Origin of the sequence: Streptomyces coeruleofuscus, assembly GCF_039532725.1 — a bacterium.
In the GTDB taxonomy this organism is placed as follows: Bacteria; Actinomycetota; Actinomycetes; order Streptomycetales; family Streptomycetaceae; genus Streptomyces; species Streptomyces coeruleofuscus.
Map to the genome: position 1 here is coordinate 411,208 of NZ_BAAASE010000002.1, position 22,332 is coordinate 433,539.

The following is a 22,332-nucleotide window of genomic DNA, read 5'->3' on the forward strand; positions in this document are numbered from 1 at the left end:
GCCCGTCCCGTCACGCCCCCCGCATCCGCCGCAGCGCGGCCCGGGCCGGGAGCACGGTGGCCGCCGTGGCGAGCAGCAGACAGCCGGCCACCACACCCGCGACCCAGGGCCAGGCCACCGACAGCTCGACCGGCAGCCCCAGTTCCCGGCGCAGCCCTTCAGCCATGCCGAACAGGGCGGGAGCGGCGACCGCCAGGCCCAGGGCGGCGCCCAGGGCGACGACGCAGCACGTCTCGGCCGCGAGCGTCAGCAGCACCTGGCGCGGTGTCGCACCGGACAGGCGCAGGAGGCGCAGGTCCCGTACCCGGCCCGCGGTCGCCGTCAGCACCGTGGAGGCGACGGCGATCATGGTGTAGCCCGCCGTGACGGCGACGAGGATCAGGGTGAACAGCCACACCAGCCGGTCCTCCTCGGCGTCGTCCGAGGCCGCGTGGACCGCCACCGGGACCTCCTCGGCGCCGAGTCCCGAGAGGGACGGCACCGGTGTCGCCGTGGTGCGGTAGACGACGTCCGCGAGGGCCGACGGGTCGTGGTCGCGCACCAGTTCACGCGGCAGGAACACCTGGTACGGCATGGAGTCGTCCAGCACGGCTCTCACGCGCAGCTGCCGGGTGCGGCCGTCCTCGAAGGTGAGGGTGGCGGTACGGCCCTCCCGCCAGCCGTGCGCGGCGGCCACGGCGGCGGTGACGACGACGGTGTCCGAGCGGGGTGCCCGCGCCCGGTACGTCTGCTCGAACCCGGGCGTCACCCCGGCGGCCGACAGGGCCGCCCCGCCCTCGCCGCCGTAGACCGTCGTCGACAGCAGCGCCGTGCCCCCGGCCCGGTCGACCACGGCGTCCGACAGGCCCGGTGTGCCCCGGGGCACGACGGCCGCCTCGGCCCGCACGGCCGCGGCCTGCCGGGTGGTGTCGGCGCTCTGGGTGGTCTGCACGGCGCTGGTGATCAGTACGGCGAAGGCGACGGTCGCCAGCACCGGGGCGATCGTGGCGGAGGTGCGGCGCACCGAGGTGAGCATGTTCTCGCGCACGAGCAGGGCCGTGGCGCCGGGGCGCCGGGCGAGCGGCCGGGTCAGCGCCCCGATCACTGGCCGGGTCAATACCGGCAGCAGGAGGGTGAGTCCGGCCGTCAGGCTCATGGCCGCGCCCAGGACCAGCAGCACCATGGCGTCGGCCCCCGCGACGGCCGTACCCGCCGAGCAGGCCGCGCCCAGGCCCGTCGCCGCCACCCCTGTGACCCACCGGCGGCGGGTCATCGGCCGGCTGTCCACCGTGGCCTCCCGCATCGCCTCCAGCGGCTTCACCCGGGAGGCCCGGCGTGCCGCCGCGCCCGCTCCGGCGAGTGCCACGGCCACGCCCAGGGCCCAGGCGGCGGCCGGTACCCACCACCGGATGCTCACCTCGAAGCCGGCCGGCTGGAAGCCCGCGTCGATCAGCGACCCGGTCATCGCGGGCGCCATGACGACTCCCACGACCGCCCCCGCCCCGGCGCCGGCGACGCCCACCGCCAGGGCCTCCCCGTACACCAGCCGCCGCACCTGCCGCGGTGTCGCGCCGATCGTGCGCAACAGGCCGAACTCGCGGCGTCGCTGGGCGACGGCGAACGCGAACGTCGACGACACGTTGAAGACGGTGACGAAGGCCGAGAGCAGTGCCATGGCGGTGAGCACCTGGCCGCCGATCCAGCGGGTCATCTCGTCCTGCTGCGGCGCGAGCGCGTCACGGGAGGCACCGGTCAGGACGGTGCCGTCGGCGCCGACGGCGTTCCGGGCGGCGGCCGCGACCCGGGCGGGGTCGGCGCCGGGTTCGAGGACCAGCCCGATGGTCCGTACCCCGCCCGCCAGTTCGGCGGCCCGCCGGTCGGTGACGTAGTAGCCGGGGCCGTCGACCGTGCCGGACACCGAGAAGCGCTGCGGTCCGCGCGCCGTCAGCACCGTGAGGGACTCGCCCGGCCGGTGTCCGAGGGAGTCGTCCACGACGATCTCGCCGTCCGCCGCCGGCGGTCTGCCCCCGCTCAGGCCGTACGCGGCGAGCGCCGCGGCCGACCAGGGGTGGCCCTGCCGCTCCCCCGCGCGCTGACCGCTGCCGGGCGCCTGCGCGTAGAAGGACCGGTCGGCCACCGCGGCGGCCACTCCCGGCAGCCGAGCGAGTTCCCGCCGCAGTTCCCCGGCGCGCTCCGGCGTCCACGGCGGGTTCTCCGTGAACACCCCGGCGGCCGGCGCCCCCGCCGGGCTCCGCACCAGCACCGGCGCCCCCGCGAGCCGCTGCGGCACGCCCGTACCGTCCGACAGCAGCACCAGCGCGCTCATGGTGACGACCGCGACGCCCACCGCCACGGCCACGAAGGATCCCAGGAAGGAGGTCCACCGCTCTCTCGCTGTCGCCAGGCTGATCACGGCCGCACCTCCAGGGCGGCCGTCCGCGCCGCGATCGCCTCGGCGCCCTCGGCGCCCGGCAGTTCGTCCGCGAGCCGGCCGTCGGCCAGCAGCAGCACCCGGTCCGCGTACGCCGCGGCGGCCGGGTCGTGCGTCACCATCACGACCGTCTGCCCGCGCCCGTCCACCAGGTCCCGCAGCAGCCGCAGCACGACCCGCGAGGCGGTGCTGTCCAGCGCGCCGGTCGGCTCGTCGGCGAAGAGGACGGCGGGCCGGGCGATCATCGCCCGGGCGATCGCGACGCGCTGCTGCTGCCCCCCGGACAGTTCGCTCGGCCGGTGTCCGTGCCGGTCCGCGAGCCCGACCGCGGCGAGTGCCGCGTGCACCTCGTCCGCCGAGGGGCGTGACCCGGCCAGTCTCAGGGGCAGTTCGACGTTCTGCGCGGCGGTCAGGGCCGAGACCAGGTTGAACGCCTGGAAGACGAATCCGATCCGGTCCCGGCGCAGCACCGTGAGCGCGTCCTCGTCCAGCCCGCCCAGGTCCGTACCGCCGATCAGCACCTCGCCGGCGCTCGGCCGGTCGATGCCCGCCGCGCAGTGCAGCAGGGTGGACTTGCCGGAACCCGACGGGCCCATGACGGCCGTCATCGTCCCGGCCGGGAAGTCCAGGGTGACGTCGTCGAGTGCGGTGACGGCGCGGTCGCCGGTGCCGTAGCGCTTGGTGAGCGACCGGAGCCGGACGGGCAGGTCGGCCGAAGTGCCGTGCGCCTTGGTCGTATGGGTTGTGGTCATGCCCTCAAGGCAACGACGCGGACACCGCCCGGCACATTGCCGCCAGGGCGAGTGCCGATACTCCACCTGGCACTACTGCCTCCGCCCTCCGGCGCCGCTACGGTCGACCGCGTGACCACCCCTCGAACCGTCCTGGAGGCCCTCACCCGCAGCCCGTTGGGGTTCCTCCGTACCGCGTGGCCGTGGCGCGCACTGGGGTACCTCCTGTCCGGCGGGGTGTTCGCGACCGGTGTCTACCTGGGTGTGGGCGGGCTGTTCGCCGCCCCCATCGGCACGTTCGCCAGGGTGCTCTGCGCCGGAGCGCTGGTGGTCTTCGCCGTCGCCGTCGCCGGTCCCCTGGAACACCGCCGCCTCGCACTCGTCGACCGGGGCGACAGTGGCAGTGGCAGAGGCGACCCGCCGCAGCGTCCCCGCACCACCGGATACGGCGCCGTGTCCGTCCTGGCGGTCGGCTGGATGGACCTCGCCGTGGCCCTGGTCTCCCTCGGTATCCCGGGCTTCCTCCTCCTGACGCCCTTCCAGCCCACCGCCCTGCCCTGGCAGACCGTGGCGGGCCCGGTCGCGGGCGCGCTCCTGCTGCCCGTGGCCGCGTATCCCATCGGGGCGTGGGCCGCCGTCCGAGCGGCGGTGGGCCGTGCCGTGCTCTTCCCGAAGGACCGCGAACTGCGTGAGGTCGTACGGTCCCGGGCCCGCCTCGTCGACGCCTTCGAGACGGAACGCCGCCGCATCGAACGCGACCTGCACGACGGTGCCCAGCAACGGCTCGTCGCCCTCACGATGAAGCTGGGCCTGGCCACCCTCGATCTGCCGCCCGGCAGCGCGGCGGCGCGGCAGGTCGGCGAGGCCCACGCCCTCGCCAAGGAGGCGCTCACCGAGCTGCGCGAACTGATCCGGGGCATCCACCCGCAGATCCTGACGGAGCGCGGACTGCCCGCCGCCGCACGGGACATCGCCGGGCGCTGCCCGGTCCCCGCCGACCTCGACCTCGACCTCCCGGGCCGGCTGCCGGCCGCCGTCGAGCAGACGGCGTACTACGTGACCGCCGAGGCCCTCACCAACATCGCCCGGCACAGCGGTGCCGACCGCTGCCGCGTCAGCGCCCGCTGCCGCGACGGCGTGCTCCGCCTCGACATCGAGGACAACGGCTCCGGTGACGCCGATCCCGCTCGCGGCACGGGCCTCGTCGGCCTCGCCGACCGGATCGCCGCCGCCGGCGGCAGAATGCTCCTGTCCAGCCCACCCGGTGGACCCACCCTGCTGAGAGCGGAGATCCCGTGCGCCGGACCGTCCTCCTGAGAGCGGAGACCTGATGCGGCAGTCCCTCCGCCTGGTGATCGCGGAGGACGCCGTCCTCCTGCGGGAAGGTCTCGTCCATCTGCTGGAGCGCTTCGGCCACCGGGTGCTCGCCGCCGTGGGCGACGGCCCGGCCCTGCTCGACGCCGCCCGGGAGCACCGCCCCGACCTGGTGATCACCGACGTCCGAATGCCACCGGGCCAGACGGACGAGGGCCTGCGCACGGCCCGTCGGCTCCAGGCCGAGCAGCCCGGGCTGGCGGTCCTCGTGCTCAGCCAGTACGTCGAGCAGACCTTTGCCGACGAGCTCCTGGACGACCGCGGCAACAGCGTCGGGACGGGCTACCTCCTGAAGGAACGCATCGGCGACGTCGAGGAGTTCGCCGACGCCGTCGCCCGTGTCGCCGCCGGCGCGACGGTCGTCGACCCGGAGGTCGTACGCCAGCTCCTCGCCCGCCGCCGGGACCCCCTGGACCGGCTCACGCCCCGCGAGCGCGAGGTCCTCGGCCTCATGGCGGAGGGTCGTTCCAACGCGGCGATCGCCCGCCGCCTGGTCGTCACGGACGCGGCCGTCGCCAAGCACATCGCGAGCATCCTCCAGAAACTGGACCTGCCCCCGTCGGCCCCCGACGACCACCGCCGCGTCCTGGCGGTACTGGCCTACCTGCGCGCCTGACCCCCCTCCGGCGCGCCGTTCAAGGACCTCGTCCCCGCCTGCCGCGCCCGCACCGCACGCAGCCCCAGGAACACCAGCAGCCCGAACGGCGACAAAAGGATCGTGAGAACCAGCAGCGGTCCCATCAGCAGGGCGGAGATCTCCAGCCGCCGGCCCTCCCGGTACATCCACTGCCCGATCAGCAGGTCCCAGGCGATGACCTGCGCCCAGACGGCACCGGCACCGTCCGGGAGGGCCGTCAGCTCGCGGAAGCTGCCGAGGTCCGGACTGCTGACCGCGGTCCACAGCTCGGGGAACACCGGTACCGCGAGCGCGACATACACGAAGAGCACCGGCAGCACGGTCAGCGGTGACCCGGCGATGCGAGCGGTCGGCCCCCACGCCGGCGCGAAGATCATGAGCAGCCAGACGGGCGCGGCCAGGAGGAACGAGAGCTCGAAGAGGAATCCGGTCATGACACGAGGTCCTTCGAGGCGGGAGCACCGGCCGCGTCCGTGGCCCCGTGCGGAGGAGACGTCCGGCCCGCCCGCAAGGCCCAGTACACCCCGAGAGCCACGGCGAGCAGGATCAGCCCTGCCGCCCCCAGCGTCGCCCCGTCCGGACGCATCAGCGGCTGGCCGCGCAACGCCTGCCAGAGGACCAGCGCGAAGACGGCGGCGTACGCACCCGAGGCGGCCAGCACGAGACGCAGCCGGACCCGCTCGTCGGCGAGACGGGCGAAGCGCGGTGCGAGGACGGTCAGCACCATGAGCAGCAGCGGCAGGAGTTGCAGCGCGTGCATGCCGAAGAAGTGCGGGATCCGCAGATCACCGCCGGTCGTGGACCAACCGGTCAGCGGCATCGAGGGGCCCCCGTCCGGCACTCCCACGCTGTGCGCGCCGACCACCTTGGAGACACCGCGCTGCTGACCCGGCGCGGGCTGGGTCATCAGGAAGCCGACGGCGGCCCCGGCCAGCGCCAGCAGGATCCCGGAGCGCATGGCCCAGGCGGACGCCCGGTCGGTGATCCGGGCGCGGAGCAGCAGCACGGCGACGACCAGCGTGCCCGCCCACAGGACGACGACCGTGACGGCCATCGCGTTGAACAGCGCCTGGTCGAACGGTGTTTCGTGGTTGAAGTGGCTGCGCTTGCCGCGTACGACCTGCCCGGTGATGATCACCATCTCGATGAGGCTCGCCAGCGCGACGACGGTCCCCGCCCACCAGCCCACGCGCCGCCGGTCGGGGAGCAGCGACAGCATCCAGGCGAGCGACAGGCAGTACGCCACGAACGACACCGCGAACTTGAACGGCTTGGCCCAGATCGGCGCCCCCACGAGGACGCGGTCGTCGACGAGGAGCCCCACCGCGGACCCGACGGCCAGAACCGCCATCGCGGCCGAGAACACCACCAGCGGCCGATGCCAGGACGTACGTAACACCATTGCCCCACCCCTGAGCTAGACACCAGTGGACAGGGCCGAATGGATACCGGCACTATCCACTATCCGATAGCCCCACTATCTATGATGGGCGCCGGGTCGGCAAGGGCCGACACCGCCACGGGCAGGGCGAATTCCAAGGAGTGAACCGGCGTTGCGCATCGGAGAGTTGAGCCGGAAGACCGGGGTGCCGGTGCCGACGATCAAGTACTACGTCCGCGAAGGGCTGCTCCCTGCGGGCGAGCTGACCAGCCGTAATCAGGCGAGCTACGACGAGACACACGAACGCCGGCTCCGGCTGATCCGCGCCCTGCTCGACGTCGGCGGCATGAAGGTGGCGGAGATCGGGGAGGTACTGGCGGCCGTCGACGACCCGGAACGCCCGCTGCACAAGGTGCTCGGCGCGGCGGCCGACCGCATGGGCGGCGCGCCCGCCGGCCACGACGACGCCGAAACGGCGGCCGCCCGCACCACCGTGGCCGGCCTCATCTCCCGACGCGGCTGGCACACCCACGAGTCGAACCCCGCCGCCGACGACCTCGCCAGAGCCCTGGCCGCCCTGACCCGGCTGGGCCACGGATCCTTCGCCGAACTCCTCGAAACCTACGCCGAGGCCGCCGAACAGGTCGCCCAGGCCGACCTCGCGTACGTGGACCGGCGGGTCGCCGTCGAGGACATGGTGGAGGGCGTGGTCATCGGCACGGTCCTGGGCGAGGCGGTGTTCAGCGCACTGCGCCGCCTGGCCCACGTCGACGCGTCGGCCAGGCTGTACGGGGCGGAGGGAGTGCCGGAGGGCGAGAAAGGCTAGCCCGGGCGCGGAGCCCCGACCGGTGCTGAACCCTTCGGTAATGTGTTCGCCCGAGGCGGCCCGAACGGCTGCTGTCAGACGGACCGGGGGGAACACCGATGACAAGCGCTCATGCCTTAACCGAGGCCGGGAGCAGCCCGCCGTCGGAGGACGACAGGGTCATCGACGTACGGGACCTGCGGATGCGCTACCGCACCCAGGACGTCCTGAAGGGGGTCGGGTTCACGGCCCGGCGAGGCGAAGTCGTCGTGCTGCTCGGACCGAACGGCGCGGGCAAGACGACCACGATCGAAGTCCTGGAAGGCTTCCGGATGCGCTCGGCCGGCGACGTGAGCGTCCTCGGCGCCGATCCCGCCCGCGGGGACGAGCGGTGGCGTGCGCGCCTGGGCATCGTGTTGCAGTCCTGGCGCGACCACGGCAAGTGGCGGGTGCGGGAACTGCTCGCCCATCTCGGCTCGTACTACGCGCCGTACTCCACCGACCTCGTACGGCGGCCGTGGGACGCCGACGAGCTCATCGCCGCCGTGGGGCTGACCGAGCAGGCGGACAAGCGGATCGGAACCCTGTCCGGCGGGCAGCGCAGGCGTTTCGACGTGGCCGTCGGCATCGTGGGCAGGCCCGAGCTGCTGTTCCTGGACGAGCCGACGGCGGGTCTGGACCCGGAGGCCAGGAACGAGTTCCACGGCCTGGTCCGCGGGCTCGCGGACGAGAACACCACCGTTCTGCTGACCACGCACGACCTCGCCGAGGCGGAGAAGCTCGCCGACCGGATCCTCATCCTGGCCGGTGGCCGGATCGTGGCCGACGGCCCGGCCGAGAAGCTCTCCCGGCAGGCGTCGGCCGAGGCCACCGTGCGCTGGACGCGGGACGGGCGGCCCTTCGAGGAGTCGACGCCCGAGCCCACCCGGTTCGTCCGCCGGCTGTTCGAGGAGCACGGCGACGCGATCGGCGGGCTGGAGGTGCGCCGGGCGAGCCTGGAGGACACCTACCTGACGATGGTGCGGGAACTGGAGGCGGGGAGCGTCCCCGAGGAACGGGCGGCGGCACACGCCTTCGGGGAGGAAGCGCGATGAGTCCGGTGTGGTACGCGGCGGGACTAGGAGTACGGCGCGGCTGGACGGAACTCCGGCAGACCTTCACCACCGGCCAGGACGTGTTCGGTTACGCGCTCTGGACGGTCCTGGTCATGGTGCCGCTGTTCCTGGCCGGGGACGACCCGCTGAAGGGCGCCGGCATCTCGGCCGGCGCGTTCATGCTGCCGAGCCTGCTGGGCATGACGCTCGCCTTCACCGGGATGACGACCACGGCGCAACTGCTCGCGACCGAACGCGAGGACGGCACCCTGTTGCGGGCCAAGGCCGTGCCGCACGGCATGGTCGGCCACCTCGTCGGCAAAATCGTCATGGTGTCGGGGACAGCGCTCGTCTCCATGGCCCTTCCCTTCGCCGTCGGCGTGTTCCTGGTCGACGGGGTGGCCCGGCAGGGCGGCGGAGCGCTGCTGACGCTGGTGTGGGTGATCCCGCTGGGCCTCCTGGCGACCCTGCCGATCGGCGCCGTCATCGGCTCACTGGTCAGCAGTCCGCGCACCGTCGGTCTGCTGATGCTCCCGGTGATGGGACTCGTCGTGATCTCCGGGATCTACTTCCCCCTGTCGGAGCTGCCCGAGTGGCTTCAGACCGTCGCGCAGATCTTTCCCGTGTACTGGCTCGGCCTCGGTCTCCGGGCCGCGCTGCTGCCGTCCGAGGCGGTCGCCGCCGAGATCGGCGCATCCTGGCAGCACCTGGAGACAGCCGGCGTACTGGGCGCCTGGGCGGTCGCCGGGCTGCTCCTCGCCCCGTCCGTCCTGCGCCGGATGGCCCGCCGCGAGTCCGGGGCCGCGATGGCGGAACGCCGCCAGAAGGCGATGCAGCGGGTCGGCTAGTGATGCGCGGGGAGTTGCGGGGGTTGTGGGAGCGCGGCCGGGCGTCGGCGGAGGCCAATCCGCTCCTCGTCGACATCGGTGTCACGCTCCTGGTCCAGGCCGCGATGACCATGCCGTTCGTCGTGCCGCGGCCGGCCGGGGCGCCGCCGGCGACCTGGGCCGCGTACGGGCTCAGCACGCTCACCGTGCTGCCCCTGGTCTGGCGGCGGCGTGCGCCCCTCACCGTGCTGTTCGCGGTGCTGGCCGCGAACGCGCTGTACCGGCTGACCGTGGACGGGCCCGGGCAGCCGTTGCCGTACACGGGGCTGGTGGTCGTGTACACGATTGCCGCGCTGTCGCCCGCGCGGAGGCGGCTCGTCGCCGGGGCGGTGCTGCTGGTCGCGGTGCCGGTGGGAGTGTGGCTCAACACCCGCTCGGCCCGTGAACTGACCTTCTCCGTCTTCGTGTTCGCGGCCGCCTATGTCTTCGGGCGGCTCACCGACGCCCGTCGGCGGGCCCACCGCGTCGAGGCCGAGCAGGCCGCCGCACGCGAACGCGCCCGCATCGCACGGGAGATGCACGACATCCTCTCCCACGCCGTGAGCCTGATGATCGTGCAGGCGGAAGCCGGGCCGGTGGCCGTTCGTGCCGCGCCCGAGCGGGCCGAGGCCGCCTTCGACGCCATCTCCGCGACCGGGCGCGACGCCATGGTGCAGTTGCGCCGGATGCTGGGCGTGCTGCGCGAGGGCGACAGTGTCCCCCTGCGGGAGCCGCAGCCTGGGCTCGCCGAGTTGCTCGATCTGCTCGACCGGGTGCGGGCGGGCAGCGGGCTCGATGTCGTGTACCGGACCGAGGGCCCCGCCCGGCCGTTGCCTGGGGCGGTCGCGGCGACCGTCTTCCGGGTGGTCCAGGAAGCCCTCACCAACACCGTCAGGCATGCCGGTGCCCGTACTGTGACCGTACAACTGACCTACGGGGACAGCGACTTGTGTGTGCGAGTGACCGATGACGGGCGTGGGCCGCAGGCCGGGGGCGCCGGTCGCCGGGGCGGGCACGGGCTCGTCGGGATCCGGGAGCGGGCGGCCGCGCTCGGGGGGAGCGCGGTGACCGGGCGGGCGGCGGACGGGCGGGGGTTCGAGGTGCGGGTGCGGCTTCCCGTACCGGAAGCGGTGGAGGCCGGGCGGTGACGATCCGGGTGGTGGTCGCCGACGACCAGGAGCTCGTGCGCAGCGGCTTCGCGCTGATCCTGGACGTCCAGCCGGACATCGAGGTCGTCGCGGAGGTGGGCGACGGGGACGAGGCCGTCGAGGCGGTGCGGCGGCACGCCCCCGATGTGGCGCTGCTCGATGTGCGCATGCCGCGCATGGACGGGATCGAGGCCTGCCGTGCGATCAGTGCGGCGAGCGACTGCCGGACGGTGATGCTCACGACCTTCGATTCCGACGAGTACGTGTACGACGCGCTGCACGCGGGCGCGAGCGGCTTCCTGCTCAAGGACGTCCGCCGGGACGACCTCGTGCACGCGGTACGGGTCGTCGCCCGGGGCGACTCGCTGCTCGCGCCGACCGTGGCCCGGCGCCTCGTCGAGCAGTACACGCGATCCACGAGGCACCCGCGGTCCGCCGCCCGGCTGGACGTGCTGACCGCCCGGGAACGCGAGACGCTGCTGCTGCTCGCCGGGGGTCTGTCGAACGCCGAGATCGCGGCGGAGCTGGTGGTCAGCGACCACACGGTCAAGACGCACGTCGGCAACGTGCTGGCCAAGCTCGGACTGCGGGACCGGATCCAGGCCGTGATCTGCGCGTACGAGACCGGGCTCGTCGCGGCCGGGGATCCCCCGCCCGGGGGAGCGGACCGGGCCGGCCCCTCCCCCGCGTCGGCGAGGAACTGACCCTCCGAGACCCCCCGCGGGGGCGATCCGCGCGCACGCGCAGCTCCCGAGGATGGAGCCGTACCTCACAACGACGGCTCACACTCACGGAGTTGACCATGTCCCGTACCGCTTCCCTGCTGGCCGCCGTGCTCCTCGTGAGCGTCGTGGCGGGGCCGTCCGCCCTCCCGGCCGCCGCGGCCGCACCTCCCGACCAGGCCCCCGCCCTCACAGCCACCCAGCCCCGGAACCCCGCCCTCGCCGCCGCCATCGCCGGCCTCCCCAGCGCCGACGCGACCGCCGCACTCGTCCGCGTCGGAGGCGACGAGGGCGTCTGGCACGGCAGTTCGGGCGTGCACGACCTGCGGACCGGCCGGCCGGCCGATCCCGGCGCCCGCTTCCGCGCCGGCTCCGTGACCAAGGTCTTCACCGCGGCGGTCGCCCTGCAACTGGCCGCCGAGGGCCGACTGGACCTGGACCGCAGTGCCCGCTCCTACCTGCCGGACCTGATCCCCGCGTCGTACGAGGGCGTCACGGTCCGGCAGCTCCTCGACCACACGCACGGCATCCCGGCCCCCGACTTCCCCGGCACCACGGTCGAGGAGGTGTACGCCGACCGCTTCCGGGTCCACGACCCCCGGGACATGGTCCGCTCGGCGACGTCGAAGAAACGCGAGTTCGCGCCGGGCGAGCGGCAGCACTACCTCAACATCGGCTACACCATCACCGGTCTGCTGATCGAGCGCGTCACCGGTGACTCGTACGAGCGTCAGGTCGCCCGGCGGATCCTGCACCCGCTCGGGCTGTGCGACACGTACCTCCCCGGGAAGAACCCGCGCATCATCGGCCGGCACAACCACGGCTACCAGACCATGCGGCTGGACGACGGCACGACCGGGCTGCGCGACGTGTCCGTGTGGAGCGCCACGGACGGCTGGGCGGCCGGGGACATCGTCTCGACCACGGCGGATCTCGAACGGTTCACCGACGCCCTGTTCCAGGGCCGCGTCGTGCGCGGACCGCTCCTGGAGGAGATGTTCACGCTGCCGGAGGTGACCGACTTCAGGACCGGCAAGCCCGCCGCGTACTCCATCGGCCTCTCGATGAAGGTGCTGGGCGGCCGCGAGGTGTGGGGCAAGACGGGCGGACGCTGGGGCTACAACACGGCCATCGCCTCCACCCGCGACGGCTCGCGCACCCTCGTCTACAGCGTCAACTCCACGGACGCCAAGGGCCAGGACATGAACAAGGTGGCGGAGCACATCATGGTGGCGGTGTACGGGCGCCCCTAGCAGCCACCCTCACACCGTCGGCGGCACCGCCCGTACGAGGCCCGTCTGGTAGGCGATGACGACCAGTTGCGCACGGTCGCGGGCGTTCAGCTTGGTCATGGCGCGGTGGATGTGGGTGCGCACGGTCAGCGGGCTGAGCACGAGGTCCTCGGCGATCTCGGTGTTGGACCTGCCCTCCGCGGCCAGGGCCATCACCTCGCGTTCGCGGACCGTGAGGTCGGCGAGGCGCTCCGGTGGTGCCAGGTGGGTGTCCGGGGCGGGGGCCAGGAGGAAGCGGGTGATGAGGGAGCGGGTGGCGGCGGGTGAGAGGAGCGCCTCGCCGGAGGCCACCGTGCGCAGGCCGGCCAGCAGGGTGTCGGCGGTGACGTCCTTGCCGAGGAAGCCGCTGGCACCGGCGCGCAGCGCCTGGGCGACGTAGTCCTCGGTCTCGAACGTGGTCAGGATGAGGACGCGGGTGGCGGACAGGTCGGGGTCGGCGCAGAGCGCGGCGGTGGCGGTGAGGCCGTCGGTGCCGGGCATGCGGATGTCCATGAGGACGATGTCGGGGTGGTGGGCGCGGGTCAGTTCCACCGCCTCCGCGCCGTCGGAGGCCTCGGCGACCACCTCCATGTCCGCGCAGGAGTCGATGAGGATCCGGAAGGTGGCCCGCAGCAGGGCCTGGTCGTCGGCGAGCAGCACCCTGATGGTCATGGCGTGGTTCCTTCGGCGGGAAGGGGGGACGGTTGCAGCGGGAGCGCGGTGGCGACCTCGAAGCCGCCCTGGGGGCGGGGGCCGGCGCACAGGTGGCCGCCGATCGAGTGGGCGCGTTCGCGCATGCCCATGACGCCGAAGCCGCGGCCCTGGGGTGCCGCGGCCGCAGGCTTGCCGGTGCCGTCGTCGGTGACCGTGATCAGCAGGCGGGAGCCGGTGTATTCGAGGCGTACGCGGGCGGCCTCGGCGGTGGCGTGCTTGGTGACGTTGGTGAGCGCCTCCTGCACGATCCGGAACGCGGTCAGGTCGACGCCGGGTGACAGCGGCTGGGGCTCCCCCTCCGTGGTGACGCTGACCTCCAGGCCCGCCGACTCGCACGCCGCGACCAGCTCGGGCAGACGGGCGAGACCGGGGGCCGGTTCCAGCGCCGTGGAGCCGGGGCCGGGGTCGTCCTGGTGGTCGTTGTGGCGCAGCAGGCCCAGGGCGGCCTTCAGCTCCCGGAGCGCGGAGGACGTGGTGCCGGTCAGGTCGGTGAGGATCTTCTGCGTCTGCTCCGGGTGGGTGAGGGCGAGGTGCGCGGCCGTTCCGGCCTGGGCGTTGGCCAGGGCCATGTGGTGGGCGACGACGTCGTGGAGCTCCCGGGCGATGCGCATCCGTTCCTCGGTGACGCGCAGCCGGGCCTCCTCCTCCCGGGTGCGCTCGGCGTGTTCGGCCCGGGCCTGCACCGACTGGAGGTAGGCGCGCCGCAGCCGCGTCATGTTGCCGGCGGCGAGGGGCAGCATCAGCCAGAAGAGCGGGCCGATCGTCCTCAGCAGCAGCGAGAGGTGGTCCATGGAGTCGGTGAACACGGCCGCGAGGATCACCGCCAGCGTGGTGATGATGCCGTAGAGGCGGGTGGTCCCGCGGTCGGTGAGGGTGGCGAGCCAGTACAGCGCCGCCATGACCGGGGCCAGTAGCAGCGGTGTGACCAGATAGCCGAGCGCGACCGCTGCGACCGTGCAGCCGCCGGCGACGACCACGGCGGTGCGCGGGTGGGTGCGGTGCTTGAGCAGGACGAGACAGGCGACGCCGGTGAGGACGGTGGCGGTCTTGTCCTGGTCCGGCGGTTCGGCGCTGGGCAGGGTGAGCGAGCCGCCGAGGGCCGCGCAGCCCATCAGCGCCAGGACCATCGCCAGATCGACGAGGAACGGGTGGCGCGCCGAGAACTCCTCCAGGCGATCCGCGTAGCGCCGCTCCAGGCTGATACTCATCGGGCTCTCCGGGGTGTGGGCTGGGGACCATCGTGGTCGACATCGGGCGGGAACGCCCGAGCGGCCGCCCGTGTCCTTCGCCACGGGCGGCCCTGGTGCGGGGGAGGTGTCAGGTCCGCGCGGGTTCCGGCTCGGGTGCGGTGTCCGCCGCCGGTTCCCGCGCCTCCGGCCCGCGGGCGAGCGCCTCGCCCTCCACGTCGACGCGGGGCAGCACCCGGTCCAGCCACTTCGGCAGCCACCACGCCCTGTGGCCGAGCAGGGCGAGGACGGCGGGCACGATGGCCATCCGGACGACGAACGCGTCGAACAGGACGGCGGAGGCGAGCCCGAACCCGATCATCTTGATCATGGAGTCGCTCTCGCCGATGAACCCGGCGAACACCGCGATCATGATCAGGGCCGCCGCCACGACCACCCGGGCACTGTGCCGGAAGCCGGACGTGACCGCCCGCGCGGGCGACTCGCCGTGGACGTACGCCTCCCGCATCCGGGACACCAGGAACACCTCGTAGTCCATCGCGAGGCCGAAGACGATGCCCACCAGGAAGATCGGCATCAGGCTCATGATCGGGCCGGTCTGCTCCACGCCGAGGAGTTCGGCGCCGTGGCCCTGCTGGAACACCACGACGACCACGCCGAGGGAGGCGAGCACCGACAGCAGGAAGCCGAGGGCCGCCTTGAGCGGGACGAGCAGGGACCGGAAGACCACCAGCAGCAGCACGATCGCCAGGCCGACGACCACCGTCAGATAGGGGACCAGCGCGGCCTGCACCTTCTGCGCGATGTCGATGTTCATCGCGGTGGTGCCGGTGACCTCGTAGCTCGCTCCGGTGCCGGACTCGATGCCGGACCGCTCGTCGCGGATCGTCGTCACCAGGTTCTTGGTCTTCTCGTCGGTCGGCGCGGTGGACGGCACGACGGAGAAGACGGCGGTGTCGCCGGCGTCGTTGAAGCGCGCCGGGGAGACGGACACGACGCCCTTGGTGGCGCCGATCTCCTCGGCGATCTCGTCCGCGGCACGCTTGGGGTCGGCGGCGCCCTTGCCGTCCACGACGACGGTCAGCGGCCCGTTGAAGCCCGGCCCGAAGCCCTCGGCGAGCGCGTCGTAGGCCCGGCGCTCGGTCGTGGACGTCGGCTTGGCCTCGTCCCCGGGCATGCCCAGCTGGAGGCCGGCCGCGGGCAGGGCGAGGGCACCGAGGCCGACGACGCCGAGGAGCAGGACGGGTATCGGGCGGCGCAGCACGAACCGGGCCCAGCGGGTGCCGCCGTTGTCGGCGCCGCTCGCCTCGATCCGGCCGCTCTTGCGGGCCCGCCGGGTGAGCACCGCGTTCGGCCAGAAACCGAGCAGGGCCGGGACGAGCGTCAGCGCGATCAGCACGGCGACGACGACCGCGCCGGCGGCGGCCAGACCCATCTTGGTGAGCATCGGGATGCCGACCACGGCGAGCCCGGCCAGCGCGATGACGACGGTGAGCCCGGCGAACACGACAGCGGACCCGGCCGTGCCGGCGGCGAGTCCGGCCGCCTCCTGCGGCGCACGGCCCTTGGCGCGCTCCTCCCGGTAGCGGGACACCACGAACAGGGCGTAGTCGATGCCGACGGCGAGGCCCAGCATCATCGCCAGGGTGCCGGTGGTGGTGGACAGGCCGAGGGCGCTCGACAGGGCGAGGATCGTGGCCATGCTGACGCCGACGCCGACGAGGGCGGTCAGCAGGGGGAGCCCGGCGGCGGCCAGGGAGCCGAAGGTGACGAGGAGGACGACGGCGGCGATCGCGACGCCGATCACCTCGGCCGTGCCGCCCGGCCCGGCGTTGGACTCCAGCGCGGTGCCGCCCGCCTCGACGGTCAGCCCGGAGTCCCGGGCCTGGTCGATCGCGCGCTCCAGATGGGTCCGGCTGGCGTCGGTGAGGTCGTTCGCCCCGACCTTGTAGGTGACGGTCGCGAAGGCGGTCGAACCGTCCTTGCTGATCGTCTTCGCCCGGAACGGGTCGACGGCGCTCGCGACCTGCGTGCCGTCGCCGAGACCGGTCACGGCCTTCTCGATGGCCTGCTTGTTCCCGGCGGCGGTGACCTTCTCGCCGCCGGGCGCGATGAACACGACGCGGGCGGTCGCGCCGTCGGCCGTGGCGCCGGGGAAGCGCTCCTCCATCAGGTCGAACGCCTTCTGGGACTCGATGCCGGGCATCGAGAACTCCTCGTCGCCGGCCCCCGGCGCCTTGAGGGCGCCGAGCCCGACGGCGGCCAGGACGGCCGCCCAGACCAGGGCGACGTACCAGCGTCGCCGGAAGGCCAGTCGGCCCACTCGATACAGGAAAGTTGCCACGGCAGCAGGTCTCCACATCTGGTGTCGATCGTCTGCCAAGGCTCTCCGCGAGCGGGCCGTCCCGTCGTCGTGCGGCTGCCGACAATCCTGGCTACTCAGAACGCAGTACGAGCGAGGCCGCCGTCCACCTCGGGTACGAGATTCCCGAGCCATCCGGCGAGTCCTGTGCTACCGTCGTTGTTGTTGCAGTTTTGGTTCCCAGAGACTTCGAGTGCTCTATCGACCTTTTGTCGACGAGCACTCTTTTTAGTTTTCGAGGATTTTCGGATCTCTCCGAGGGTGATCATTTCAGCAACTCCGAGTCCGTAAAGTGCGGGTCTCGGGTTTGTCCCCCTAAGGGAGATTCAGCATGGCATCTGGCACTGTGAAGTGGTTCAACGCGGAAAAGGGCTTCGGCTTCATCGAGCAGGAGGGCGGCGGTCCCGACGTGTTCGCCCACTACTCGAACATCGCCACCTCCGGCTTCCGCGAGCTTCAGGAAGGCCAGAAGGTTACCTTCGACGTCACGCAGGGCCAGAAGGGCCCGCAGGCCGAGAACATCGTGCCCGCCTGACGCTGACGCGTCCGACGTGACCGGGGCCCGCACCGTGAGGTGCGGGCCCCAGCCTTGTTCTCATCCAACACCCGGCTCAGTCTGCGAATCCTGGTGCGGCCCGTTCACAGCCGCCGGGAATTCCCCGATACGTGCCGCATCGAGGAAGGATCCCCTTGGATCGCACCGTTCGCAAGAACAACGGCTCGCCCCACTCCCGTAAGGCCGGGGGCCGAGGCACGTCGGCCCGTGGCGCCGGCGCGGCCCGCGGCGGCCACGGACGCCGCCCCGCGCCCGGCGGGGAGTTCGCGCCGCCGGCCACCATCACCCCGGCGCTGCCCCCCGTCGAGGACTTCGCCGAGCTGGGCCTGCCCGAGCGGCTGCTGGCCGCGCTGCGCGCCGAAGGCATGACCGTGCCGTTCCCGATCCAGGCGGCGACACTGCCCAACTCCCTGGCCGGCCGGGACGTGCTGGGCCGCGGGCGCACGGGGTCGGGCAAGACGCTCGCCTTCGGCCTCGCCGTACTGGCCCGCATCGACGGGCAGCGGGCCGAGCCCCGGCAGCCGGTGGCCCTCGTCCTCACCCCCACCCGGGAACTGGCCCAGCAGGTCACCGACGCGCTCACCCCCTACGCGCAGGCGTTGCGCCTGCGGCTCACCACGGTGGTCGGCGGTATGTCGATCGGCCGCCAGGCGAGCGCGCTGCGCGGCGGCGCCGAGGTCGTCGTCGCGACGCCCGGCCGGCTCAAGGACCTCATAGACCGCGGCGACTGCCGGCTGGACCGGGTCACCGTCACCGTCCTGGACGAGGCCGACCAGATGACGGACATGGGCTTCATGCCGCAGGTGACCGCCCTGCTCGACCAGGTGCAGCCCGGGGGCCAGCGGCTGCTGTTCTCGGCCACGCTGGACCGCAACGTCGACCGCCTGGTCCGCACCTACCTCCACGACCCCGTGGTCCACTCCGTCGATCCGTCGGCCGGCGCGGTCACCACCATGGAGCATCACCTGCTGCACGTGGAGGACGCCGACAAGCACGCCACCACGACGGAGATCGCCGCCCGCGACGGCCGCGTGATCATGTTCCTGGACACCAAGCACGCCGCCGACCGGCTGGCCAAGAAGCTCCTGGCCGTCGGGGTGCGCGCCTCGGCCCTGCACGGCGGCAAGTCCCAGTCCCAGCGCACCCGGACCCTGGCCCGGTTCAAGGACGGCGAGGTCACGGTCCTGGTGGCCACCAACGTCGCCGCCCGCGGCATCCACGTCGACAACCTCGACCTCGTCGTCAACGTGGACCCGCCCGCCGACCACAAGGACTATCTGCACCGGGGCGGCCGTACCGCCCGGGCCGGCGAGTCGGGCACCGTCGTCACGCTGGTCCTGCCCCACCAGCGCCGCGAGACGGCCCGCCTGATGGCCGACGCCGGCATTTCCCCGCGCATCACCCGGGTTCGCTCGGGCGAGGCCGAACTGAGCCGCATCACCGGTGCTCAGGCACCGTCGGGCGTGCCCGTCGTCCTCACGCCGCCGCCCTCCGAGAGCGGCCCCGCGCGCACGGGTTCCGCCCCGCGCGCACGGCGCGGCAGGCCCGCCCGGGGCCGCCGCCGCTGACCCGCTCTCAGCAGCGGAGGCCGCGCGGCCGCGTCACGTGCCGGTCCGCGCCGGAGACAGCCGCACCACCGTCCCCTCCCCGTTCGCCGACAGGAGCAGGGAGCCGTCCGGGGCGGTGGTGAGACCCGCGAAGCGGGGGGCCACGCCGGGCAGTCCGTGGGCGAAGAGGGCGGGGGCCTGACGCGGCGGCTTGCTGCCACGGGGGATGCCGACCGCCAGGTCTTCGGCCTCGACGCGGGTGCCGCCCGTCGTCAGGGAGACCGACCAGAGCCGGCGGTTCGCGGTGTCCACGGTGAAGAGTTCGTCGCCGTGGACGGCCAGGCCCTGGGGGGCGCCGAGGCCGTCCGCGACCGGCACCGACGCGCCGTCGTCGATACGCAGTACCGCCCCGCGCCGGTCGTCGCTGACGTAGCAGCGCCCGTCGGCGTCGAGCGTGACGTCCACGGGGTGGTCGAGGCCTTCGGCCAGGACCGTGACCGTGTCCGCCTCGTCGATGGCGATGACGCGGCCGGCGCCGGTCTCGGCGACGACGAGGGTGCCGTCGGGCCGGGCCGTGATGCCGAGGGGCTGGTTCAGGCCCGTCGCCCTGGTGCGGGTGGCGCCGGTGGCGGGGTCGTAGGTCTGGACCGTGCCGAACTGCGAGGTCGTGTGCAGGACTCCGCCGTCGGCCGTGATGCCGTGGGCGAAGGGCTGGAGGATCTCCGTGGCGACGTCGCCCGACGCGCCCTCGTCGGGCTCCTCGGGGCGGGCCACCCGGTAGTGGTCGGCCGCGTACACCGTGCCGCCGAGGTCGATCGTCACGCCGTAGGGGCCGTCCAGGCCGCGCGGCACGACGGGGCGGGTGCGGCCGTCAGGGTGCAGTTCCGTGATGCCGCCGCTCGCGAAGCTGGAGACGAACATGCGGTTCTCCGCGTCGAAAGCGGCGTTGTCCAGGCCCGTGACACCGCTGGTGACCAGCGAGCGGGAGCCCGTGCCGTGCAGGTCGACGCGGGTGACGATGCCCTCGGGGCCGCGCGAGAGGACGTGCAGGACGCCGCCCTGGTCGAAGCGGACCGCGACCGGGTCGTGCACGTCCTCGGCGACGACCTCGGGCACACCGCCGTCGGGCGGTATGCGCCAGACCTGCCGGCTGACCATGTGCGGGTAGTACAGGCAGCCGTCCGGGCCGAGTTGCATGGCGTTGCCCAGGGCCAGTCCGTCGGTCAGGACGACCGGGTCGCCGCCCTCGGGGAACAGCTCCAGCAGCCGGCCGTTCATCCTCATCTCGTTGACGAACAGCCGGTCGCCCACGCACGTGATGCCGTTGGGCACCTTCACCTCGTCGGAGACGAGGCCGTACTCGCCGCCGGGACCGCGGCGCCACACCCGGCCGGGGACGAGGTCGGCGATGTACATCGAACCGTCCGCCCCGAAGGCCAGGTCGTCGGGCGACTGCACCGGGCCGTCCGGCGGGACCACGACCTCGACGTCCCCGGTGGCCGGGTCGACGGCGCTGATCTGCCCGGCGAGGAACTGCGCGACGTACAGCCGCCCGTCGGGGCCGAACGCGACGCCGTTGGAACCCCAGAGGGGATTGGGTGAGTTGAGGCGGCGGGCCTGCCAGCGGGTGCTGCGCACGCCACTCGCTTCGTAGCTGCTCGAACGCCCTGTCACGAGCCCAGCACCTCGTCCATGCCGCCCTCCGCCCGCCAGCGCCGGATCAGCTCGTAGAAGGCGATCGGGCCGTCGCCGTACGACCCGCTGCGGGGTCTCGGCATGCCCTCGGCGTTGTAGTAGCCGGGGGTGCACTCGGACTGGAACGTGTACAGGTCCACCGACTTCTCGCGGATCACGGCCCCCCAGGCGGCCTCCGCCCCGGCCGTCGGCTCCACGCACCGGACCCCGCGCCTGCGCGCCTCGCCGATCACCTCGGCGACGTGCGTGGCCTGCTCGTCCAGGACGTGCACGTAGTTCACGGAGCTGGCGGACTGCACCGAGCCGAGCATGAACAGGTTGGGGAAACCGCGGCTGTAGAAGCCGTGCAGGGTCCTCGGGCCGGTCTGCCGCCAGGCGTCCAGCAGGGCGACGCCGTCCCTGCCGTACGCGGGGAGCTGCCCGGACAGCAGGCCCGAGACGCCGACCTCGAAACCGGTGCCGAAGATGACGCAGTCGACCTCGTACTCGACCCCGCCGACGACGACGGTGTGCTCGGTGACGCGCTCCACGCCCCCGTGGTCGGACGTGTCGACCAGAGTGACGTTGGGCCGGTTGAAGGTCTCCAGGTAACCGTCGCTGAACGTGGGCCGCTTGCACATGTAGCGGTACCAGGGCTTGAGCTTCTCGGCCGTCGCCGGGTCCTCGACGATCTCGTCGACCCGGGCCCGCAGTTCGTTCATCTTCTGGAAGTCGGCGATCTCCTCCAGGCGTTCGCGCTCCTCGGGCGTGAGACCGGTGAAGCCGTCGGTGGGGATGAGCTTCTGCTGGAGGCGGGCGGTGCTGGTCCAGCCGTCGGCCACCAGGTCCTCGTCGGCCGGGCCGCCCGTGACGACCGCGAGGAAGTTGTCCCGGCGCCGCCGCGCCCAGCCGGGCTTCAGCGAGCCGGCCCACTCGGGGTCGGTGGGGCGCTGGCCGCGCACGTCCACGGAGGACGGGGTGCGCTGGAACACGTACAGGTGCCGGGCGTCCCGGCCCAGGTGCGGCACGACCTGGATGGCGGTGGCGCCGGTGCCGATGAGGGCGACGCGCTTGTCGGCGAGCTTGTGCAGCCCGCCGTTCGCGTCGCCGCCGGTGTAGTCGTAGTCCCAGCGGCTGGTGTGGAACATGTGGCCCTTGAAGGTCTCGATGCCTTCGATCCCGGGCAGTTTGGGCTGGCTGAGCAGCCCGGTGGCCGCGACGACGTGCTGTGCGGTCATGCGGTCGCCGCGGTCGGTGGTGACGATCCAGGCGGACTCGCCCTCGTCCCAGCGCAGTTCTCTCACCTGCGTGCGGAAACAGGCGTCTCGGTAGAGGCCGAAGTGCCGTGCGATCGCCTGCGCGTGCTGACGGATCTCCTCGCCCGGCGCGTACTTCCACTTCGGGACGTAGCCGAGCTCCTCCAGCAGCGGCATGTAGACGTACGACTCGATGTCGCAGTGGATCCCGGGATACCGGTTCCAGTACCAGGTGCCGCCGAAGTCGGCGCCCTTCTCGATGATCCGGACGTTCTCTACGCCGGCCTGGCGCAGCCGCGCGCCGGTCAGCAGGCCGCCGAACCCGCCGCCGACGACCACCACGTCCATGTGGTCGCGCAGCGGCTCCCGGGCGAACCCGGGCTCGGCGTACGGGTCCTCGTCGAAGTGGCCGAACTCGCCGGTGGTACGCCGGTACTGGCGGTTGCCGTCGGGGCGGATCCGCCGGTCGCGCTCGGCCCGGTACCGCTCGCGCAGGGCGTCCGGGTCGAAGTCGAGGGTGTCCGGGGTGTGGGGGGCGGACATGGGTGTCTCCTCTTCCTCTCGTGGGGCGTCGTGGGGCGTAGTGGGGCGTCGTGG

The 22,332-nt window shown here is 73.1% G+C and carries 19 protein-coding genes; 10 read left to right on the forward strand and 9 right to left on the reverse strand.

Annotated elements, in window-relative coordinates:
- Positions 1-10 precede the first annotated feature (10 nt).
- On the reverse strand, positions 11-2,392 hold the full coding sequence (locus ABFX81_RS09005; RefSeq protein WP_086854207.1) for an FtsX-like permease family protein: 2,382 nt from the start codon (positions 2,390-2,392) through the stop codon (positions 11-13).
- Positions 2,389-3,162, reverse strand: a complete 774-nt coding sequence (locus tag ABFX81_RS09010; protein ID WP_086854206.1) for an ATP-binding cassette domain-containing protein — start codon at positions 3,160-3,162, stop codon at positions 2,389-2,391. Before ABFX81_RS09010 ends, ABFX81_RS09005 begins: the two co-directional genes overlap by 4 nt.
- Before the next feature lie 111 nt (positions 3,163-3,273).
- Here ABFX81_RS09010 and ABFX81_RS09015 point away from each other — a divergent pair, with 111 nt between their 5' ends.
- Together ABFX81_RS09015 and ABFX81_RS09020 are read left to right on the forward strand one after the other, a co-directional pair.
- Positions 3,274-4,458 (forward strand): sensor histidine kinase, encoded by a 1,185-nt coding sequence (locus tag ABFX81_RS09015; RefSeq protein ID WP_346137883.1) that lies wholly within the window; start codon positions 3,274-3,276, stop codon positions 4,456-4,458.
- Positions 4,459-4,471: 13 nt separating this feature from the next.
- Complete coding sequence (locus ABFX81_RS09020; RefSeq protein WP_086854204.1) at positions 4,472-5,131, forward strand: response regulator; 660 nt, start codon at positions 4,472-4,474, stop codon at positions 5,129-5,131.
- Here ABFX81_RS09020 and ABFX81_RS09025 read toward each other — a convergent pair.
- Together ABFX81_RS09025 and ABFX81_RS09030 are read right to left on the reverse strand one after the other, a co-directional pair.
- Positions 5,116-5,586: an abscisic acid-deficient protein Aba4 family protein gene (locus ABFX81_RS09025; RefSeq protein WP_086854203.1), complete on the reverse strand. Its 471-nt coding sequence runs from the start codon at positions 5,584-5,586 to the stop codon at positions 5,116-5,118. The genes ABFX81_RS09020 and ABFX81_RS09025 overlap by 16 nt on opposite strands.
- Positions 5,583-6,554, reverse strand: coding sequence for a hypothetical protein (locus ABFX81_RS09030; protein WP_428837152.1), 972 nt, complete (start codon positions 6,552-6,554; stop codon positions 5,583-5,585). The genes ABFX81_RS09025 and ABFX81_RS09030 overlap by 4 nt, the downstream gene beginning before the upstream one ends.
- A 151-nt stretch (positions 6,555-6,705) precedes the next feature.
- On the opposite strand from ABFX81_RS09030, the gene ABFX81_RS09035 reads away from it, so the two are divergent.
- From ABFX81_RS09035 to ABFX81_RS09060, 6 genes are all read left to right on the forward strand, one after another.
- The gene (locus ABFX81_RS09035; protein ID WP_086854202.1) at positions 6,706-7,359 is read left to right on the forward strand and encodes a MerR family transcriptional regulator; all 654 of its coding nucleotides are present in this window, start codon (positions 6,706-6,708) and stop codon (positions 7,357-7,359) included.
- A 98-nt stretch (positions 7,360-7,457) separates the two neighbouring features.
- Positions 7,458-8,432: an ATP-binding cassette domain-containing protein gene (locus ABFX81_RS09040; RefSeq protein WP_086854201.1), complete on the forward strand. Its 975-nt coding sequence runs from the start codon at positions 7,458-7,460 to the stop codon at positions 8,430-8,432.
- Positions 8,429-9,280: an ABC transporter permease gene (locus ABFX81_RS09045; RefSeq protein ID WP_086854200.1), complete on the forward strand. Its 852-nt coding sequence runs from the start codon at positions 8,429-8,431 to the stop codon at positions 9,278-9,280. Before ABFX81_RS09040 ends, ABFX81_RS09045 begins: the two co-directional genes overlap by 4 nt.
- Positions 9,281-9,282: 2 nt before the next feature.
- Positions 9,283-10,446 carry a sensor histidine kinase gene (locus ABFX81_RS09050; RefSeq protein ID WP_346137884.1) on the forward strand — a complete coding sequence of 388 codons (1,164 nt, stop codon included), beginning with the start codon at positions 9,283-9,285 and terminating at the stop codon, positions 10,444-10,446.
- Positions 10,443-11,150 (forward strand): response regulator, encoded by a 708-nt coding sequence (locus ABFX81_RS09055; protein ID WP_346137885.1) that lies wholly within the window; start codon positions 10,443-10,445, stop codon positions 11,148-11,150. The genes ABFX81_RS09050 and ABFX81_RS09055 overlap by 4 nt, the downstream gene beginning before the upstream one ends.
- A 98-nt stretch (positions 11,151-11,248) precedes the next feature.
- Positions 11,249-12,421 (forward strand): serine hydrolase domain-containing protein, encoded by a 1,173-nt coding sequence (locus ABFX81_RS09060; RefSeq protein ID WP_346137886.1) that lies wholly within the window; start codon positions 11,249-11,251, stop codon positions 12,419-12,421.
- 9 nt (positions 12,422-12,430) lie between these two features.
- Here ABFX81_RS09060 and ABFX81_RS09065 read toward each other — a convergent pair whose 3' ends face one another.
- The 3 genes from ABFX81_RS09065 to ABFX81_RS09075 form a co-directional block, all read right to left on the reverse strand.
- Positions 12,431-13,111, reverse strand: coding sequence for a response regulator (locus ABFX81_RS09065; RefSeq protein ID WP_086842585.1), 681 nt, complete (start codon positions 13,109-13,111; stop codon positions 12,431-12,433).
- On the reverse strand, positions 13,108-14,361 hold the full coding sequence (locus ABFX81_RS09070) for a histidine kinase (protein WP_086842583.1): 1,254 nt from the start codon (positions 14,359-14,361) through the stop codon (positions 13,108-13,110). The genes ABFX81_RS09065 and ABFX81_RS09070 overlap by 4 nt, the downstream gene beginning before the upstream one ends.
- 109 nt (positions 14,362-14,470) lie before the next feature.
- Entirely contained in the window at positions 14,471-16,684 is a 2,214-nt protein-coding gene (locus ABFX81_RS09075; protein WP_346137887.1) for an MMPL family transporter, read from the reverse strand.
- Between the two features lie 349 nt (positions 16,685-17,033).
- On the opposite strand from ABFX81_RS09075, the gene ABFX81_RS09080 reads away from it, so the two are divergent.
- Positions 17,034-17,237, forward strand: a complete 204-nt coding sequence (locus ABFX81_RS09080; RefSeq protein WP_010032345.1) for a cold-shock protein — start codon at positions 17,034-17,036, stop codon at positions 17,235-17,237.
- Positions 17,238-17,392: 155 nt separating this feature from the next.
- The gene (locus tag ABFX81_RS09085; RefSeq protein ID WP_086842580.1) at positions 17,393-18,826 is read left to right on the forward strand and encodes a DEAD/DEAH box helicase; all 1,434 of its coding nucleotides are present in this window, start codon (positions 17,393-17,395) and stop codon (positions 18,824-18,826) included.
- 33 nt (positions 18,827-18,859) lie between these two features.
- Here the strand turns inward: ABFX81_RS09085 and ABFX81_RS09090 are convergent, their stop codons facing one another.
- Both ABFX81_RS09090 and ABFX81_RS09095 read right to left on the reverse strand, forming a co-directional pair.
- Positions 18,860-20,479, reverse strand: coding sequence for an SMP-30/gluconolactonase/LRE family protein (locus ABFX81_RS09090; RefSeq protein WP_428837153.1), 1,620 nt, complete (start codon positions 20,477-20,479; stop codon positions 18,860-18,862).
- The gene (locus ABFX81_RS09095) at positions 20,476-22,278 is read right to left on the reverse strand and encodes an FAD-dependent oxidoreductase (protein WP_086842578.1); all 1,803 of its coding nucleotides are present in this window, start codon (positions 22,276-22,278) and stop codon (positions 20,476-20,478) included. The genes ABFX81_RS09090 and ABFX81_RS09095 overlap by 4 nt, the downstream gene beginning before the upstream one ends.
- Positions 22,279-22,332 lie beyond the last annotated feature (54 nt).

What these genes read in the sequence shown, in the direction of transcription:
- ABFX81_RS09010 (WP_086854206.1), bottom strand. Translation starts at nt 3,162, where the DNA reads ATGACCACAACCCATACGACCAAGGCGCACGGCACTTCGGCCGACCTG.
- ABFX81_RS09020 (WP_086854204.1), top strand. Translation starts at nt 4,472, where the DNA reads ATGCGGCAGTCCCTCCGCCTGGTGATCGCGGAGGACGCCGTCCTCCTG.
- ABFX81_RS09025 (WP_086854203.1), bottom strand. Translation starts at nt 5,586, where the DNA reads ATGACCGGATTCCTCTTCGAGCTCTCGTTCCTCCTGGCCGCGCCCGTC.
- ABFX81_RS09030 (WP_428837152.1), bottom strand. Translation starts at nt 6,554, where the DNA reads ATGGTGTTACGTACGTCCTGGCATCGGCCGCTGGTGGTGTTCTCGGCC.
- ABFX81_RS09040 (WP_086854201.1), top strand. Translation starts at nt 7,458, where the DNA reads ATGACAAGCGCTCATGCCTTAACCGAGGCCGGGAGCAGCCCGCCGTCG.
- ABFX81_RS09045 (WP_086854200.1), top strand. Translation starts at nt 8,429, where the DNA reads ATGAGTCCGGTGTGGTACGCGGCGGGACTAGGAGTACGGCGCGGCTGG.
- ABFX81_RS09050 (WP_346137884.1), top strand. Translation starts at nt 9,283, where the DNA reads ATGCGCGGGGAGTTGCGGGGGTTGTGGGAGCGCGGCCGGGCGTCGGCG.
- ABFX81_RS09060 (WP_346137886.1), top strand. Translation starts at nt 11,249, where the DNA reads ATGTCCCGTACCGCTTCCCTGCTGGCCGCCGTGCTCCTCGTGAGCGTC.
- ABFX81_RS09065 (WP_086842585.1), bottom strand. Translation starts at nt 13,111, where the DNA reads ATGACCATCAGGGTGCTGCTCGCCGACGACCAGGCCCTGCTGCGGGCC.
- ABFX81_RS09070 (WP_086842583.1), bottom strand. Translation starts at nt 14,361, where the DNA reads ATGAGTATCAGCCTGGAGCGGCGCTACGCGGATCGCCTGGAGGAGTTC.
- ABFX81_RS09080 (WP_010032345.1), top strand. Translation starts at nt 17,034, where the DNA reads ATGGCATCTGGCACTGTGAAGTGGTTCAACGCGGAAAAGGGCTTCGGC.
- ABFX81_RS09095 (WP_086842578.1), bottom strand. Translation starts at nt 22,278, where the DNA reads ATGTCCGCCCCCCACACCCCGGACACCCTCGACTTCGACCCGGACGCC.